The following is a 15,711-nucleotide window of genomic DNA, read 5'->3' as shown; positions in this document are numbered from 1 at the left end:
CTGAAAGTCATTGTCTGGGCGTGCCTCGTGCGATTCGCAACCGGGCTCAACGCCGATGCGTGGGTCAGTCTTCGGTGGTCCACGCTGAGAGCGCGGCCCGCTCGTCCGCGGACAGGCGACGCAGCGTACCGGCGTCAGGGTCGGCGAACGCGAGTTGGGTTGTGGCGGTGACCGCGGGCTTCGAGTCCGGCGCGGCGTGTGCGGAACGAACCTCGTAGCGGAGGGTGACATCGACGGCGCGGAGCTTCTCGATCCACATGGTGACCGAGAGTGGGCTGTCGGAGTGCTTGAGCGGGGTGCGGTACCGGACCTCGATCCCGGCGACGACGGACGTCTCGAAAAGGTGCGCGATCTCGGGGCCGGCGGAGAGCAGAGAGTCGATGCGGGCTTCCTCGAGGAGCGTCACCATGCGGGCGTGGTTGACGTGTTTGAAGATGTCCATGTCGGACCACCGGACGATGACATGTGAGGTGTAGGTGCGGGCGGTCATCGGTGGAAATCTCCTCGGCTCGTGGTGAGGTTGTCATTGTCGCAGGGCGGATGGCTTCTGGTGGAGACTTGCCCAGCCAGGCTTCGCGAGCCGTGATCCGATCAACGTCCGCTAGATCAGTGCGCCGGAATGCACCCAAGCACTCTCAGGGAGGCGCACCCCGCCATCCGGGAACGACTTGTGTGCAGAATTACCCACACACGCCGGCTAGGGTCCGGATCGGACACCTTCACCGATGTGGAAATATTGCCGCTACGGGTGGTCGAGTAGCGCCGCGACATCCAGCGGATTCGGCCACTGCATGGATTGCTCAGGAAGGGACTGCAAGCCGTCGGCGATGATCCACACTGTGCCCGTTGCGTCGACCGTGATTGCCGGTCGGATTGCGAAGATCGGTGCGCTTTTCACCGGTTCGAGGGTGGCGGCATCCAGGAGCGTGAGCAGTCGATACCGTCGTGTCGGATCACAGTCACCCGGCCGCTGTCCGATTGGAGAGGCGTCGCTCGATGGATGAGCCACCGTACAGACATAGGTGCCAACCTGCTTGACGTGGAACGGTTCCCAACCGAGATCGTACTCGTCGCCCAGTGACAGGTCGGGAAGGATCGTCGACGCCGTACCGTGATTGAACAGCCGCAGCGGGGATCCAGCGAGGAAGAGACGCTGCCGACGCGGGCCTGGAACCGATGACAGGACGGGCCCTGTGGTGACGTCACCAGCAGTGGTAACCCGCATCAGCCGTCTGCTCGATTCTCGATCGGATACTCTCGCCTCGAGTAGTGCGAGAAACGAATCACCCTCTACAGCAATACTGTTGACGTACTCGTCCGGAGCCTTCACTGCAATCGGATCCGCCCCCGGTGTGTGCAACCACCACCGTCCGCCCGGTGAGCAGGCCAGCAAGATTTCCCCGACGACAGCACCGGCGTGTACCGGGACGTCGCTGACGCGGCAAGGTTCGAATCCTGTTGTGCATCGATAGGTTCCGTCTGTACCGGCCACCCAGCACCCGCCCGGGGTGGCCCACACGTGCCGTGAGACTCCGGTCGGCCCGGGTAGGACATGTTCGGTGGCAACATGTTCGGAGTCGATACTGGCCACGATTGGGAGTCCACTGTCGACCGTCCACAGCACGTCTCCCGCCGCACTCACATCACCCGGAACGAATTGCGGCCGAACGGGGTGGGGTGGGACGTCGTCGAGGTCGAGTTCGATCCATGCCCCGCTTTCGCGATCCACCTCGTATACGTCGTCGCGCATGAACACGTCGGTGTCGAAGAACCGTGGTGATTCGGTGACCTCGCGCAGTGAGCGGTGTCCTGGCACGATCGCCCACCCGTGACTGTCGGGTTCTCGCCGGTATCGCAAGCTGAGCAACTGGACCCGGGTCACACGGCCACGCACTCGTGAAGTGATCTGGTGACTCAGCGTTCCGTAGAAGCGGCCGGTCAGCTCTACGTGGCCGGAGCGCGGGTGAAATCCTCGCCACGACGCCTCCCACCCGTCACCGCGTAGCACCCCGCTCCATTCCCAGCGGTGCGGTGAATCCTCCCCCGTGTGCTGGAAGATCGGGGGATGCCCATCGGCTATGAGGACCGCACGAATCGTTACGGCGTCGATGTTCTCGGCCGGGAGTTCCGTGAAGTGAAGTGGGAAGTCGAGCACCATGCCGATCTTCGGTGGCGGTATCTCCCCATCTTCGATGGCGAGTCCTTCGATCTGCACGGCGAGCGTGCGGTGGCGGCTCATGCGCCTTTCGGTGAAGTCATAGCGTCAACAGTACCCAGCGTCAATCGGCGCGTAATGACTGGCGACATAATTGCCCCAGTAGCCTTGTGCCATGACTTGGCCGTATATGGGAGACCGCTGGCGCTGCCCTTTCTCCCGGTCGTCGAGCATATGAGCAATCTGGCTGACGCGGCTTCGTTCTCCGTGCAGACGAACACGGGTAGACCGTTGAGCTTCGCACCGGATTCGGTGGCTGACGTCGACGTCTTTCTCGGCGAGATCGCCATCGAAGTTGAGGGCAGCTACGAGCTGGCGGAGTTGATTTTCAAACTGGGTGGCTGGCCAGTCGTGAAACTGCCTTCGGGGTACTACGCGAATCCGATCGACAAGGCTTTCAAGCGCGTGGATAACGGGTCCCAGGACAGCCTTGTGTCGTTCTGGACGGCAGCTGTTGGTGTCTGGGAACTACTTGTCCTGCAACGGAATCGCCCGCGAGATCAGCTCCGAGATCTTTGTCGCCGGCAACTCCCCGTCCGGTGCCTGCGTGATGTTTGTCAGGACAACGATGATCGTGCCGTCTGATTCCCGACGCGTCGTTTGGGTTTGGTAGCCGCTCATATGGCCCTGGTGCCCGGTGAGTCCGTTGAGCTTCGCGATGCCCAGTCCGTAGGGCATCGCGCCGCCGGTGACGAAGTCGAGTCGTTCTTCTTGCATTTCGGGATCCAAGAGATCCCCGGCAACGAGAGCGCGGCCCCAGATCGCCATATCGTCGGCAGTGCAAATGGCTTCGCCCGCACCGAATCCCCAGGAGGGATTGGAGTTCGTCACATCGATCAAATCCGGTTTCGGTGCCGGCGGGCTCGGGTTGTCCCACTCAGTGCCGTATTGATAGCTGCGGCTATACGGGGCGGGAAGCGTCGAATCCGCCTGGGCGGGCATCGAACAGCCGGTCATCTGCAAAGGGCTGAAGATGCGATCCTGCACGAGGGCGCCAAGTGAGGCACGGCCATGCTGTTCGGCGATAAGGGCGAGCATCACGTAGTTGGTGTTCGAATAATCCCAGCCTGCCCCTGGCGCAAACTCGGCCGGTTGACCGACCGTGGTAGCGAGGAGTTCCTCCGGACTCCACACTCGTGCAGGATTGTTCGCAAGATCATTCAAGAATTGGTCGGGTGTATAGGTGGGGATGCCCGACGTCATGTTGAGTGCTTGCCTGATGGTGGCACCGTTGGTATCAAGCGTCGGAAAGTAGGGTGCCAGTGCATCATCGAGTCCGAGCTTGCCCTCTTGGGCGAGCTGCAGGACCACCGTCGCGGTCAGTGTCTTACTGATACTCCCGATTCGAAAGTGGTTCTCCACCTTCATAGGTTCGTTCGTGTCGATATTTGCGACGCCTGCCGCAACTTTGTAGGTGCCTCGATCGGGACTGGCGACAATGGCAACCAATCCAGGTATCCCCATTTCCTCCATCTGCTCGTTGATGACGGGTAGTACCGCGGACTCGAGCGAGGTTTGTGCAGAATCGAATTCCGTTGATGTCGAATCGGTTTGGCTGGCTTCTCCGCTCGCGCAGGCTGTCAGCGTCACCATCACAATCGCGAGTGTCGTGGCTGCGAGTTTCATGGCATCTCCCTGAAGTTGACGACGTCGTCGTTGAGCGGAAGTTGGTTGGTTCGTTCACCGGCATTCGGCCCCGTCACGAAAGCGTCTGTTGCAGTGCATGCTCGGAGCATCAGGCAGCGGGCGGAAAGTCGACGATGGTGGAATACAGAGGGAGCTGATTCTTGCGCTCTCCGGCATCGGGACCCTCCGAGACATTGACGAAAATGCCTTCGCCGGTAGAAGAAGCCTCCACGCCTACAGCTCCGACGAATGTGAACCGGTCGATCTCGTATGGGACGTTGTCACCCGACAGGGGTAGCGGCGCTCGGGACACGTGAAAGTGGAGGTGCGGCGCAGTCGTGTTCCCTGAGTTGCCGAGTTTGCCGATTACCTGCCCTCGGGTGACGGTGTCACCGACCTTTACCGACGCGCTACCCGGGATCATGTGTGCGTAGAAGGCGAAGTTCCCGTCACCGATGTCGATAATGACGTAGTTTCCGGCCAACTGATCAACGGCGACGCCCTCCGGAAGGATCTTGGGCGGAACATCCGGCATGTCCGACACCACGGTCACGACCTTGCCGTCGGCAACTGCCAACAACTCGGCGCCGTATCCGGAGTAATCCTCGTTTCGGGTTCCGTCGCCGACAGCGATTGCGTCGCCCTCATTGGTTTGCATCCAGTCGATGGCATAGCGCTCGGCGCCGTTCATCCTGCCGCCCAACGCCATCACTACGCCCCGGTGCGCATTTATCACGCAACAGCTGTTGTCGGCAATCCACCCATCACCGGCAACCGGCGGCCCGATGACGACGGGCGAGGCCCTACTTGTACGAACCGTCCCGCCGATCTGGGTAGTGCTGTCCGGGTACAACGCGCCGTGTGCTTCCGATCCAGGCGTCGCCGCGCCGAGCGTGGCGCTGATGCGGTGTGTCACTTCGGCCGGAACATCGTCGCGGCTGTCGTAGACGTCATCGAGAAGGAGCACTACCGTGCGACCCGCGGCTATGTCGCCGGACGTCGGCGGGAACTGGAGAGTCCGTGCTGCCACCTCTGCTTGTCCTGCGGTGGTGACGACCTTGCCGTCAGGCCCGTCGGCGAGGGTCTCGACCTGCGTGATCGTCACCGGGCGAGGTGTGACGTTGAGCAGCTGGATCTCGTAGGCCACATGAACTTTCCCGTCGGTGCCGGTGACCGGAATCGGATCCGGTCCGAGAGTGTTGATCACCAACGGCGTCGCCACATCTTTGTCGAGGGGATACCCCGGCGGAACCCCGCCGCGAGGATCGACGGTCGGTGTCGAAGCTGTCGTCGAGTCGGTGGAATCGATAGATGAACATGCCGCCAGCAGGGCTGCGCATGCAACGAGAACTATTGGGGCCCTTCGCATTGTCGGTGTCCTTACTTGGGGAAATTGATGACGTCCGAATTGAGCGGGAGCTGATCGGTTCGCTCTCCCGCGTCCGGTCCCTTCACGAGGGAATCTGTGGCCGTCGAGCCCACGAATGTGAAGCGGTCGATCTCGTAGGGCACGTTGTCGCTGGACAAAGGCGCCGGAGCCCGAGAGACATGGAAGTGCAAGTGAACCTCCGTGGTGTTGCCCGAGTTGCCCAAGTCTCCGATTACCTGGCCGCGGGAAACCTTGTCTCCGACCTTTACCGACGCCGATCCAGGGATCATGTGCGCATAGAAGGCGTAATTGCCGCCGCCAATGTCGATGATCACGTAGTTGCCACCGAGTTGATCGAACGTCAGACTTTGGTTGACTTGATGCGGCGGCTCGTCCTTCTTGTCAGACACAACTGACACAACGGTGCCGTCGGCCACCGCCAACAGCGGTGCGTCGTAAGCGAAGTAGTCCTCGTTCTTCGAGCCGTCACCGTCGCTGGAACTGAGAACCGGGTTGTTCATATCGATACGCATCCAGTCGACGGCATAACGTTCGGTCCCGTTGATCCGTCCGCCCACCGCCATCATCGCTCCACGGTGCGATGTGATCACGCAACAGCCGTTGGCCGCCACCCAACCGTCACCTGCGAGGGGTGGCCCGATGGTCACTGGCGAACGTGCACTTGTCTTGACCGCTCCACCGATCTGAGTCACGGTGTCCGGATATCTCGCATTGAGGCCGGAATCCTGTGTGATGAAGGGGCCATACGAGGTGACCAGCCGATGGGTCACCTCAGCCGGTACGTCCGCGGGAGTGTCGTAGACCCCATCGAGTACCAACACAACAGTGCGCCCGACGGGGATGTCGGTAACCGGCGCCGCTTCGAAATTTGCCGACGGGAAGGTACGGGCCAGCACCTCGTCTTTCGTCAGGCTCGCTACTACCTCGCCGTCCGGCCCACCGGCCAGTGTGTCGATCTCAGTGATGGTCGCGGGCCGCGGCGACAAGTTGAGTACCGAAATTTCATAGGCCACATGAACTTTGCCGTCTGTACCGGTAACCGGAATCGGATCCGGCCCTAGTGCCGTAATGACAAGTGGCGCCATCACATCGGCATCAAGCGGGTAGCCGGGCGGGATGCCACCGCGGGGGTCGACGGTCGATGTCGCCGACGATTTGGTGGAATCGGCAGCTGACGAGCAAGCCGCAAGTAGCGCGGCACATGCAACGAGGACTAGTGAAGCTCTACGCATGGATGGTGTCCTTTTATGAATAGGCAATTCCTCGCCGCCGTAAATCAGTCAGTTTCAGATCCATTCGTCGTCATGAACCCGAGAGCGGAATCAGATATGCCGGGTCGACGTATTGTTCGAGCATATGCACGAATTGCCAGTTTCATCAATGAATTTCGAATCTCGAAATTGCACGGCTGGAGAGCCGCACATGTAGTCGAGGCCACCCAAGCTCGCTCGCACACACGTGACCAGGTAATCAACGTCGTTGCAGGGCCTTTCACAAAGAAATGCGTGTTTCCGGACTGGAATATTTCACCCTCCGCTTCACCCTACGTTTCACCCTCGGCTGCAGTGGGGTAGTACGAGAAATTGGCGATCCAGAGAGCAGCAGCTGCTTTCGGCTTCTCCAGCGACACCTAGGCTTGAAGAATTACACTGAGCAAGTTCGTCATTCGCACACAATCGCCTTCCGTTTCCCTCAGAGCTGGACGTTCAATCGCAGCGGGGCTGCCCGACGCCGACCCCGGCGAAATGCGCTGTCAAACAGGCGCTGTCAAGTTGTTTGGGATGCAGCAGTTTTCGGGAATAGCAGGCAATCACCCGGAGCGATCGGTCAAGCAGCGACGTTCAGTTCGGTAGCCTGATTCCATATTTGGAATCGAGCGGCTATCTCGGTGCGGTGGTCGGTGGCGGTCATACGGTGACGGGGCGAGTGGAAGTGTTGGGAGATCCGGCTGAAAACGGCGAGGAATCGTTGGGCTGAGCTGAGAGTGCGAAACCCTTTCATGGTGCGTTCGCGTTGCCGGGTCAGTTGATGGGAGTTCTCGCACCGATTGGTCAAATATTTGTTCTGCCGGTGCTCAGTTGGCGGCATCGTATTCGGGGTACTTGCGGGCAGAATCTTCGAGGAGAACAGATTGGCTGAAAATCGAGCTGGCTCCTTGGCTGTTCTCGGAAAACCGGGAACAGCTCACCGTGAGGGGCGAGCTGTTCCCAGGGTTGGATTTCGTCAGTCGGCTAGGAACTTCAGGACTTCGGGGACGAAGGTCTCGTGGTACTGGAAGATGCCGCCGTGCCCTGAGTTGGGGTAGATCGTGATTTTGGAGTTGGGCAGGCGCCTGGCCAGGTCCTCGGAGTGCTCGCTGGCGACCATGAGGTCGTTGTCGCCGTTGGCGACGAAGACCGGCGCGGTGATCTTCGAGAGGTCGTCCGGTGCGTGGAGTCCGCCGGTGGTGATGGCTCGGAGCTGCGCGATGCGGGCCTGGTTCGAGATCGGCTTGTCGCGGTCGGTGGTTCGTTCGGCGAGGCGGTCGAAGTAGGCGTTTGCGGCTTTCTTGCCCTCCGCGTTGCGGGGGAAGAAGAGGAAGTGGCGGGCGTCCTTGCGGGCCAGCGCCGCCTTGGCGTAGGCGCCGCCGACAATGAACGGCATCTTCCAGATTCCGCCGCCGCCGCGTGGTCCCGTTCCGGCAACGACCATGCGGCGTACGAGGTCGGGTGCCTGTAGGGCGATCATCTGAGCTACGGCTCCGCCCACGGAGAAGCCGAAGAGGTCGACTTTCTCGTGGCCGAGCGCCCGGATGAAGGCGATAGCGTCGGCGCCCATCTGCTCGAGGTCGGCTGGCACCTTGGAGTTGGTGCCGCCGACGCCTCTGTTGTCGAAGGCGATGACGCGGTGCTGAGCGGCGATGCCGTCGATGACGCGGGGATCCCAGTCGTCGAGGACTGCGGCGAAATGGTGCAGGAAGACCACTGGTACTTCGGAGTTGGCTCCGAGTTCGCGGTAGACGTAACGTACTCCGTCCACGTTGATGCTGCTGGTCGGCACGTCTTTCCAGGTGGTCATGAGATCTTCTTCCGTGATGTGGTTGTGGTGGAGCTCTGCTGGTGGGGTCCGCGCTGGTCAAGGCGAGCCAGGACGCCGAGCACCGACGAGATCAGGACGACCTGCCCGTGGTGGGCCGGTACCTGTCTTGGCGCCGTTCCTGCGTTCAGTGTGAGAGGAACTCGACGGCGGAGGGGGCGAACTTGTCGTGGAATTGGAATATGCCGCCGTGCCCGGAATCGGGGTAGATGATCAGTTCGCTTCCGGGGATTCGGCGGTGCAGGTCTTCGGAGAGGTTCGACGGAACCATGCGGTCGTGATCGCCGTTCGCGATCAGGGTGGGCTGGCTGATCGCTGACAGATCTACCGGTGTGGAGCGTCCCCATCGTTTGATGGCTTTGAGTTGGGTTCGGAATGCCTTGACCGAGACGGATGTATCGCGGTCTTCGGTCCGCTCTTCGAGTCGTTTGACGAATGCAGCAGCGGCGCGTTTGCCGGTGGTGTTGCGGTTGAAGAACAGGAATTCCTTCGGGTCGGACCGCGTCAGAGTAGCTCGCATCAGGTCGTAATAGGTTGTGCCGGCGACCTTGTCGATGTCTTTACCGCCTGCGGGGCCGGTGCCGGTGAGGATCAGACGGCGGACAAGTTCGGGGTGTTGGATCGTAAGTTCCTGGGCAACCATTCCGCCGAGAGAAAAGGAGAAGATGTCTACCTTTTCGAAGCCCAGAGCGTTGATGAAGGTGACGGCGTCATCGGCCATGGCCTCGATACTGTCGGGAACTTTCCCGGTGGAGGCACCGACGCCACGATTGTCGAAGGCGATGACGTGGTGGTCCTTCGCGATGGCATCAGCGATGCGCGGATCCCAGTTGTCGAGGTTCGCGGCGAGGTGTACGAAGAAGACGACGGGGATTCCGCCCTTCGGTCCGAGTTCGCGATAGGCGTAGGTTACGTCGCCGGCGGTGACGGTTCGGGTGCGCGCCTTCGCGTAGGACGTGATTACGGGGCCGTTGTCGGTACTCATCGCGAGGTTCCGGTTTCGGTGGTGGTTTCGTTGCGTCGGGTGTTACTGATGACAGCTTTGCCTCGGATCCCGCCCTTGCTCAGTGCCTGGAGCGCCTGCGGGGTCTGGTGGAACGGGAAGACCTGTCCGACGACAGGGCGGAGCACGCCGTCGTCGACGAGCCCTGTGATGTGGCGGAGTTGGTCACCGCTGGCGTGCATGAAGAGAAACTCGTAGCTCACACCGAGCTTGCGGGCCCGACGGCGGACGCCAAAGCTGAGGCCGGTGATCGCCAGGCGCAGTAGCGGATTGAGGCCGCTCTCGCGGGCGAAAGCCGGGTCCGGGGGGCCGGAGATCCCGATCGCCTTGCCGCCGCGACGCAGCACGCGCAGCGACTTTTCGAGGTTCTCCCCGCCGAGGCTCTCGAGCACGAGGTCGTAGTCGTGCAAGACCTGCTCGAAGTCCTGACTGCGATAGTCGATGACGACGTCAGCGCCGAGGCCGCGGACGAAGTCCGCGTTGGCGGCGCTTGCTGTGGTCGCCACAGTTGCGCCGAGATGTTTGGCGACTTGGATTGCGATGGATCCGACACCACCGGCGCCGGCGTGGATGAGAACTTTCTGTCCTGGCTGGACGTTGCCGCGCTCGACCAGCGCCTGCCATGCGGTTAACGCGACCAGAGGCAATGAAGCTGCTTCCTCGATGCTGATTGATGCCGGTTTGAGGGCAAGATCGGCCTCTGCGACTGCGATGCGCTCCGCGAACGTCCCGATGCGATCCTTGTCGGGGCGGGCGTAGACCTCGTCGCCGGGTTTGAAGGACCGCACTTTCGCGCCGACCTCAATGACAACACCGGCGAGATCGTTGCCGAGGATCAACGGAAGCGTATATGGGAGTATCTGTTTGAATTCGCCGGCACGAATCTTCTCGTCGAGTTGGTTCAGCCCGGCCGCGTCCACTCGCACGAGTACGTCATGCTCACCGACTACCGGCTCTGGGACGTCTGATTCTTGCAGTGGCCCTTTGTATTTGGTGACGACAAACGCTTTCATGGCGTTGATCCTTCTGCTGTGGGAACAGGCAGCTAGCGAGGCGTCGCGGTCATCTCTGTTCCGCGACGCCTCCGCTGGCTGTTCAGGCTTCGGTGGCCTTGAGCTGGGGGTAGAGCGCTTCGATGGGTGCGCTGAGTCCCGACTTGACCTGAGCGGAGGCTTCGTCGGCAAGGACTTCGTACTCGCCGGCCTCGACTGCGTCGAACACAGTGCGCACAAGATCCGCGGGCTGTGTCTTGGGATCAGTGGAGTTCGCAGCCATGGGGGTGTCGACGTAGCCGACGTGTACCCCGACGACATGCACACCCGCAGGTGCGAGTTCGAGTCGCAGGGAATTGGTCGCCGACCACAAAGCTGCCTTGGTGGCGCTGTAAATGCCGGCGACGGCGTACCAGCTCAGTAGCGAGTGGATATCGATGATGACCGACTCGTCCTTGGCAGCAAGGACCGGGGCAAAAGCGCGGGCAAGGAAGAGGGGGCCGAGGAAGTTGGTCTCGACGTTGGTGCGGATCTCCTCATCGGTGTGGGTGAGGATGCCTGGGCTGGACGGCGAGGCGCCGGCGTTGTTGATCAGAACGGTCACGTCCGGTGCGGCGGCGACGGCGGCCTGGATGGACGCGGGATCGGTGACGTCGAGGGTGAGGGGGACGATCCGCTCGTCATCCCACGTACGAGGTGTGCGCGCGGTGGCGTAAACCTTCGACGCGCCGCGGGCAAGAGCTTCGCGGACGAAGTGAGTGCCGATGCCGCCGTTCGCTCCGGTGACGAAGACGACGGATCCGTTGAGTGAAGGCATGTCAGGCTCTTTCTGTTGCGAGGATGGTGGTCAGACGCGCGCGAGTGTCGGGTAGTCGGTATACCCCGTTTCGCCACCGCCGTAGAGCGTGGTCGGGTCCACATCGTTGAGCGGGGCATCGTTGCGCAGGCGTTCGACGACGTCGGGGTTTGCCAGCGCGAACTGTCCCAGTGGCGCGATATCGGCCAGGTCGGCGTCGATGTCGTCGGCGATCTGCTCCCGCGTGCGTCCGTAGCGCACCACGAGTACCGCAGTCGGCCATACATCGCGGACAGAGCGGAGCAATTCGTCGTCACCGACATGGTGGACGTGAAGATAGGCAAGGTTCAGCGCCGCGAGTTCCCCGACCAGGTGCGTGTACTGGGTTCGAACGCTTTCGATATCACCCTCGTTGATCCCGCCCAACGGCATCGACGGCGACAGTCGGATTCCCACCCGGTCGGCTCCGATCTCCTCGGCCACCGCGGCGGCGACCTCGATCACGAAGCGCGACCGGTTTTCCACCGATCCGCCGTACTGATCAGCGCGGTGGTTCGAGTTCGGCGAGAGGAATTGGTGCAGCAAGTAGCCGTTAGCGCCGTGAATTTCCACGCCGTCGGCGCCGGCCGCGATGGCGGAGGCGGCGGCGTGGCGGAAATCGGCGATCGTGGTCTCGATGTCCGAGATACTCAGCTCTCGCGGCACCGGAGTTTGCTGCGGACCTGTTGCGGTGAACATGTCCTGATCGGCAGAGATGGCCGACGGCGCTACCGGCTGGCGGTGGTGTGTTGTGTTGTCGGGGTGCGACATCCGGCCAACGTGCATCAGCTGGATGAACAACGCCCCGCCTTCGGCATGGACCGCGTCAGCGACATTCGACCAGCCCTCGATATGTGCCGGGGTGTAAATCCCCGGCGTGTTCGGGTAACCCTGGCCGTCGTCGGAGGGCTGTGTGCCCTCGGTGATGACCAGTCCGAGCGAGGCGCGCTGGCCGTAGTAGGTCGCTACGAGCGGGCCAGGGGTGCCGTCCGGATTTGCCCGGTTGCGGGTCATCGGCGCCAAGGCGAGTCTGTGCGGAAGTTCGACGCGCCCGAGAGTGAACGGCTGCCAGAGTGAAGGTGAGGTCATGAGTTGGGTGTTCCTTAGGTTGATCGGCCGGTCACGTAGGTCACCGGCGCGAAGCAGATGTGACTCTCGTGGGACGATCGAGAGGAACACCTGAACCGCATCAATAGTGACTCTACTCAGAACTGAATGTACTCATAATTTATTCCGAAGGATATCCGTCATGTCATCCGTTCCCCAGCCAGCCGGACGGCGCGAGCGAAACAAGCAGCAGAAACTCGACCGCATCACAGCCGCTGCCAGTGAACTCTTCGCCGAGTACGGCGTCGACGAGGTCACCACCCAACAGATCGCCGAGAAAGCCGACGTCGGGACAGGGACGGTGTTCCTGTATGCCAAGACGAAGGGCGAATTGCTCCTTCTTGTGCAGAACGCGAACTACAGCGGCGCGCTCGAGCGTGGTCGTACGGATGCCGAAAGCATCCCCGACGCACTCGAGGCGGTGATGGCGATAATCCGACCGATCGTGCGATGCAACCGCACCCAGATCGACAACGGGCGCACCTACTTGCGAGAGATGGTCTTCGGTAACCCCGACGAACCGCACCACGCGGAAGCGCTCAACATCGTCGGCCAGACCGAGGAAGCCATCGCAGGCGTGCTGCGCCGAGGCGGACGGGTCGGTGAAGCCGATGCCGCGACGCTGGCGCACGTCGTCTCGGCGATCATGTTTCTTGCGATGGCGGCAACGATCAATATGGCTCGTGGTGTCGATGAGATCGAGGAGGACATCAGGGGCCAGGTGGCCGCTCTCCTGCCACATTGATCGCAAAGCCGACCCCGCGGAGTCTGTCGGCCGGCATTGCCTTTGCTGTCGGTGACGACGCCGTCGGAGGTGTCCGTTGGTCTGGTCGACCTTGTGGCCCAAGGGCGGTGGGACTTGTCAGGGATCGGCCAAGTGTTGTATTGGCGCAGGATCAGACTGCGCCTTCTCGACATTCACTCGATAAGTGGTACTTCCAGTGCGACGAGGACCAATTGCGCGCGGGTCAGTTCGAGAAACGCCGAACTGCTCGGAGTCGGACCGGCGACGTAGAGATCAGCCGCGTCTTTCAGTTCCTCCAGCGATAGCTCGACTTGCTGAATTGCGCTGAGTAAGTTTGTTATTCGCACGACATCGCCTTCCATTGCTTCCTCCTGGATGCGCAGTGGCTCTCGCCCGTCGACCTAGTGGGGGAGAGTGAACGAGTTCCCAGGGGGCGGCTACGTGCCGCCCCCCACGAAACATCGTGTCAATCAAGACTTGTCACGGAACCAGTACAGCTGTGGGCTGTGAATTTCCTTCGGACTTCGCGTCGGGGTACTCGTCGAGTGCGCGGCCCTCGATATCGAGGTCGGGGATGATCTTGTCGAGCCAGCGCGGGAGCCACCATGCGCTCTTGCCCAGCAGCGCAAGCATCGCGGGCATCAAGATCATACGCACGATGAATGCGTCCGCGAGGACTCCGACGACAAGCCCGAATGCGATCGACGCTGCGACTGCCATGGTGCTGGTGGCAAAACCGGCGAACACGAACACCATGATCGCAGCTGCCGCAACGAGAACCGGTCCGGATGTCTTGAAGCCGGATATCACCGCGTCCTTGGGTGACATCCCGCGGCTGTGCATTTCCTGGATGCGGGAGACCAGGAACACCTGGTAGTCCATGGCCAGCCCGAACAGCACCCCCACGAGGATGATCGGCAGGACGCTGAGCATCGGATCACCTTGCGGTGCAGGGATGATCGCATCCAACCAGCCCCACTGGAACACTGCGACGCTGCCGCCGAAGGCGGCGCCGACCGAGAGCAAGTATCCGAGTGTGGCGATCAACGGTACGAGTAGTGATCGGAACATGATGGTCAGGAGTACGAAGGACAGAAGGACGATCACCACGATGTATTTGATCAACGCTTGGTGCAGTGCGGCGTCCATGTCGATGCCGATTGCGGTCTCACCGGTCACTTCGAGGTGAACACCAGGCGCCATGTCTGCCCGGTCCCGAATGTTGTCGACCAGGTTCTCGGTGCTCTCGTCGATAGGGCCACCCGTCGGCACGAGGCGGAACAATGCCGCGGTTCCGTCTTCACTGAGCACGCCAGGATCAACACTCTGTACACCGTCGAGGTTGGTGAGTTGCTCTTGCACCGCAGCGGTATTCGTTGCGTTGTCGCCTTCGGCGATCACCATCAGCGGACTTTGGATGCCGCCGAATTCTTCGACGATCAGATCGTAGGCGTGACGCTGCGTAGACGAAGGATCAAGGCCACCGGGAACGTTCTGCGCGGTTTTCATCCCGAGCAGCGGAATGGCCACGATCAGTAGGACACCGATGCCGGCGACGATCGAGATCACCGGACGCCGCACCAGGAATTCGACCCATGCTGCGAAAAATGCGTTACTACTGCGCTTTTCGTCAGCAGCATGTGACGCGACGGCAGGCACAGCTGCGACGAGGTGGCGTTCCTTGCGCGGCAACGCCCGCAGGCCTAGGGTGCGCATCAGTACCGGCAACAGGGTCAGCGACATCAGTACTGCGACAAGAACTCCGAACGCTCCGCCCATGCCCATGTCGGTGATGAAGCTGATCCCGACCACGCGCAAACCGGCCAATGCGATGATGACGGTCAGGCCGGCAAACACGACTGCTGTTCCGGCCGTGCCGACTGCCCGGCCGACAGCCTTCTCGATGCTGTGACCATCGCGTAGTTCGGCGCGGAATCTGGTGAGGATGAACAGGCTGTAGTCGATACCTACTGCCAAGCCGAGCATGGTGCCCAAGGTGATGGTGGTCGGTTCGATCGGGCTGATGGTGCCGTAGGCCAGGACCCCGAGGGTGCCGACGGCGACGCCGCTGAGTGCAACGAGCATGTTCGCGCCTGCGGCGAGAAGTGAACCGAAAGTGAGAAACAGAACGACGAATGCCACAAGGACGCCGGCAATTTCGCCGATGCCGCCTACCGAGGTCGCGGGTTCGAAGAGTTGCCCACCGACCTCTGCCACCAGGGTGTTCGGAGCGGTGTCCGCGAGTGCCAAAATAGCGTCATATGCGGCATGCTGCTGATCTTCGTCCATCGCAGCGAAAATGACAGTCGAGACGGCGGTCGTCATGTCCGCTGAAACGAATGGGTTCGACGAGTCGAACGGGTCGCTGACTGTGACGACATCCGCGACAGTCGACGCAGAGTCGAGTAGACCGTCGATCTGGGTGCGCACATCGGTATCCGTCACGCTCGCGCCGCCGGTTGTCTGCATCACCAACTGCACAGTGCCCGGCGCTCTTTCGGGCTGGCCGGTGGACGGGAACTTCTGGTTCATCACCTCCATGGCCTGTGAAGCCCGGGTGTCCGGAATCGACGCCGACGCGCTCTCCTCCGACGACCCACCCGAGACCAATACGCCCGCCAGCGCAAAAAGCGCGAGTAGCCACGCGAGGACGACAAGAAGTCGGTGGCGGGCGCTGAATCGCCCTATCCACGCTAGTACGAGGGGCATGATTCTCCTGACAA

General features: G+C 61.6%; 14 protein-coding genes. 1 reads left to right on the top strand and 13 read right to left on the bottom strand.

Annotation, left to right across the window (positions count from 1 at the left end):
- Positions 1-64: 64 nt before the first annotated feature.
- The 11 genes from KYT97_RS18615 to KYT97_RS18565 form a co-directional block, all read right to left on the bottom strand.
- Positions 65-490 carry an acyl-CoA thioesterase gene (locus tag KYT97_RS18615; protein WP_219110421.1) on the bottom strand — a complete coding sequence of 142 codons (426 nt, stop codon included), beginning with the start codon at positions 488-490 and terminating at the stop codon, positions 65-67.
- Between the two features lie 252 nt (positions 491-742).
- The gene (locus tag KYT97_RS18610; protein ID WP_219110420.1) at positions 743-2,239 is read right to left on the bottom strand and encodes a hypothetical protein; all 1,497 of its coding nucleotides are present in this window, start codon (positions 2,237-2,239) and stop codon (positions 743-745) included.
- Between the two features lie 444 nt (positions 2,240-2,683).
- Positions 2,684-3,841, bottom strand: a complete 1,158-nt coding sequence (locus KYT97_RS18605; protein WP_219110419.1) for a serine hydrolase domain-containing protein — start codon at positions 3,839-3,841, stop codon at positions 2,684-2,686.
- A gap of 109 nt (positions 3,842-3,950) precedes the next feature.
- Positions 3,951-5,210 (bottom strand): M23 family metallopeptidase, encoded by a 1,260-nt coding sequence (locus tag KYT97_RS18600; protein WP_219110418.1) that lies wholly within the window; start codon positions 5,208-5,210, stop codon positions 3,951-3,953.
- An 11-nt stretch (positions 5,211-5,221) separates the two neighbouring features.
- Positions 5,222-6,463: a M23 family metallopeptidase gene (locus tag KYT97_RS18595; protein WP_172937169.1), complete on the bottom strand. Its 1,242-nt coding sequence runs from the start codon at positions 6,461-6,463 to the stop codon at positions 5,222-5,224.
- A gap of 595 nt (positions 6,464-7,058) precedes the next feature.
- Positions 7,059-7,319, bottom strand: a complete 261-nt coding sequence (locus KYT97_RS18590) for a DDE-type integrase/transposase/recombinase (protein ID WP_084702556.1) — start codon at positions 7,317-7,319, stop codon at positions 7,059-7,061.
- A 135-nt stretch (positions 7,320-7,454) separates the two neighbouring features.
- Complete coding sequence (locus KYT97_RS18585; RefSeq protein ID WP_033233799.1) at positions 7,455-8,288, bottom strand: alpha/beta fold hydrolase; 834 nt, start codon at positions 8,286-8,288, stop codon at positions 7,455-7,457.
- Between the two features lie 145 nt (positions 8,289-8,433).
- Complete coding sequence (locus KYT97_RS18580) at positions 8,434-9,291, bottom strand: alpha/beta fold hydrolase (RefSeq protein ID WP_219110417.1); 858 nt, start codon at positions 9,289-9,291, stop codon at positions 8,434-8,436.
- On the bottom strand, positions 9,288-10,322 hold the full coding sequence (locus KYT97_RS18575; protein WP_219110416.1) for an NADP-dependent oxidoreductase: 1,035 nt from the start codon (positions 10,320-10,322) through the stop codon (positions 9,288-9,290). The genes KYT97_RS18580 and KYT97_RS18575 overlap by 4 nt, the downstream gene beginning before the upstream one ends.
- Positions 10,323-10,404: 82 nt before the next feature.
- Complete coding sequence (locus KYT97_RS18570) at positions 10,405-11,118, bottom strand: SDR family oxidoreductase (protein WP_095887468.1); 714 nt, start codon at positions 11,116-11,118, stop codon at positions 10,405-10,407.
- A 30-nt stretch (positions 11,119-11,148) separates the two neighbouring features.
- Positions 11,149-12,225 carry an alkene reductase gene (locus tag KYT97_RS18565; RefSeq protein ID WP_219110415.1) on the bottom strand — a complete coding sequence of 359 codons (1,077 nt, stop codon included), beginning with the start codon at positions 12,223-12,225 and terminating at the stop codon, positions 11,149-11,151.
- A 160-nt stretch (positions 12,226-12,385) separates the two neighbouring features.
- Between KYT97_RS18565 and KYT97_RS18560 the strand changes: the two genes are divergently transcribed.
- On the top strand, positions 12,386-12,988 hold the full coding sequence (locus KYT97_RS18560) for a TetR/AcrR family transcriptional regulator (RefSeq protein WP_116102414.1): 603 nt from the start codon (positions 12,386-12,388) through the stop codon (positions 12,986-12,988).
- A 173-nt stretch (positions 12,989-13,161) separates the two neighbouring features.
- On the opposite strand, the gene KYT97_RS18555 is transcribed toward KYT97_RS18560, so the two are convergent.
- On the bottom strand, positions 13,162-13,335 hold the full coding sequence (locus KYT97_RS18555; RefSeq protein WP_162487728.1) for a hypothetical protein: 174 nt from the start codon (positions 13,333-13,335) through the stop codon (positions 13,162-13,164).
- A 133-nt stretch (positions 13,336-13,468) separates the two neighbouring features.
- Complete coding sequence (locus tag KYT97_RS18550) at positions 13,469-15,697, bottom strand: MMPL family transporter (RefSeq protein WP_219110414.1); 2,229 nt, start codon at positions 15,695-15,697, stop codon at positions 13,469-13,471.
- Positions 15,698-15,711 lie beyond the last annotated feature (14 nt).

The sequence above is a fragment of the Rhodococcus globerulus genome, assembly GCF_019334125.1.
GTDB lineage: Bacteria > Actinomycetota > Actinomycetes > Mycobacteriales > Mycobacteriaceae > Rhodococcus_F > Rhodococcus_F globerula.
The sequence above is the reverse complement of the archived record's forward strand: the minus strand, read 5'-3'. Positions and strand labels throughout refer to the sequence as shown.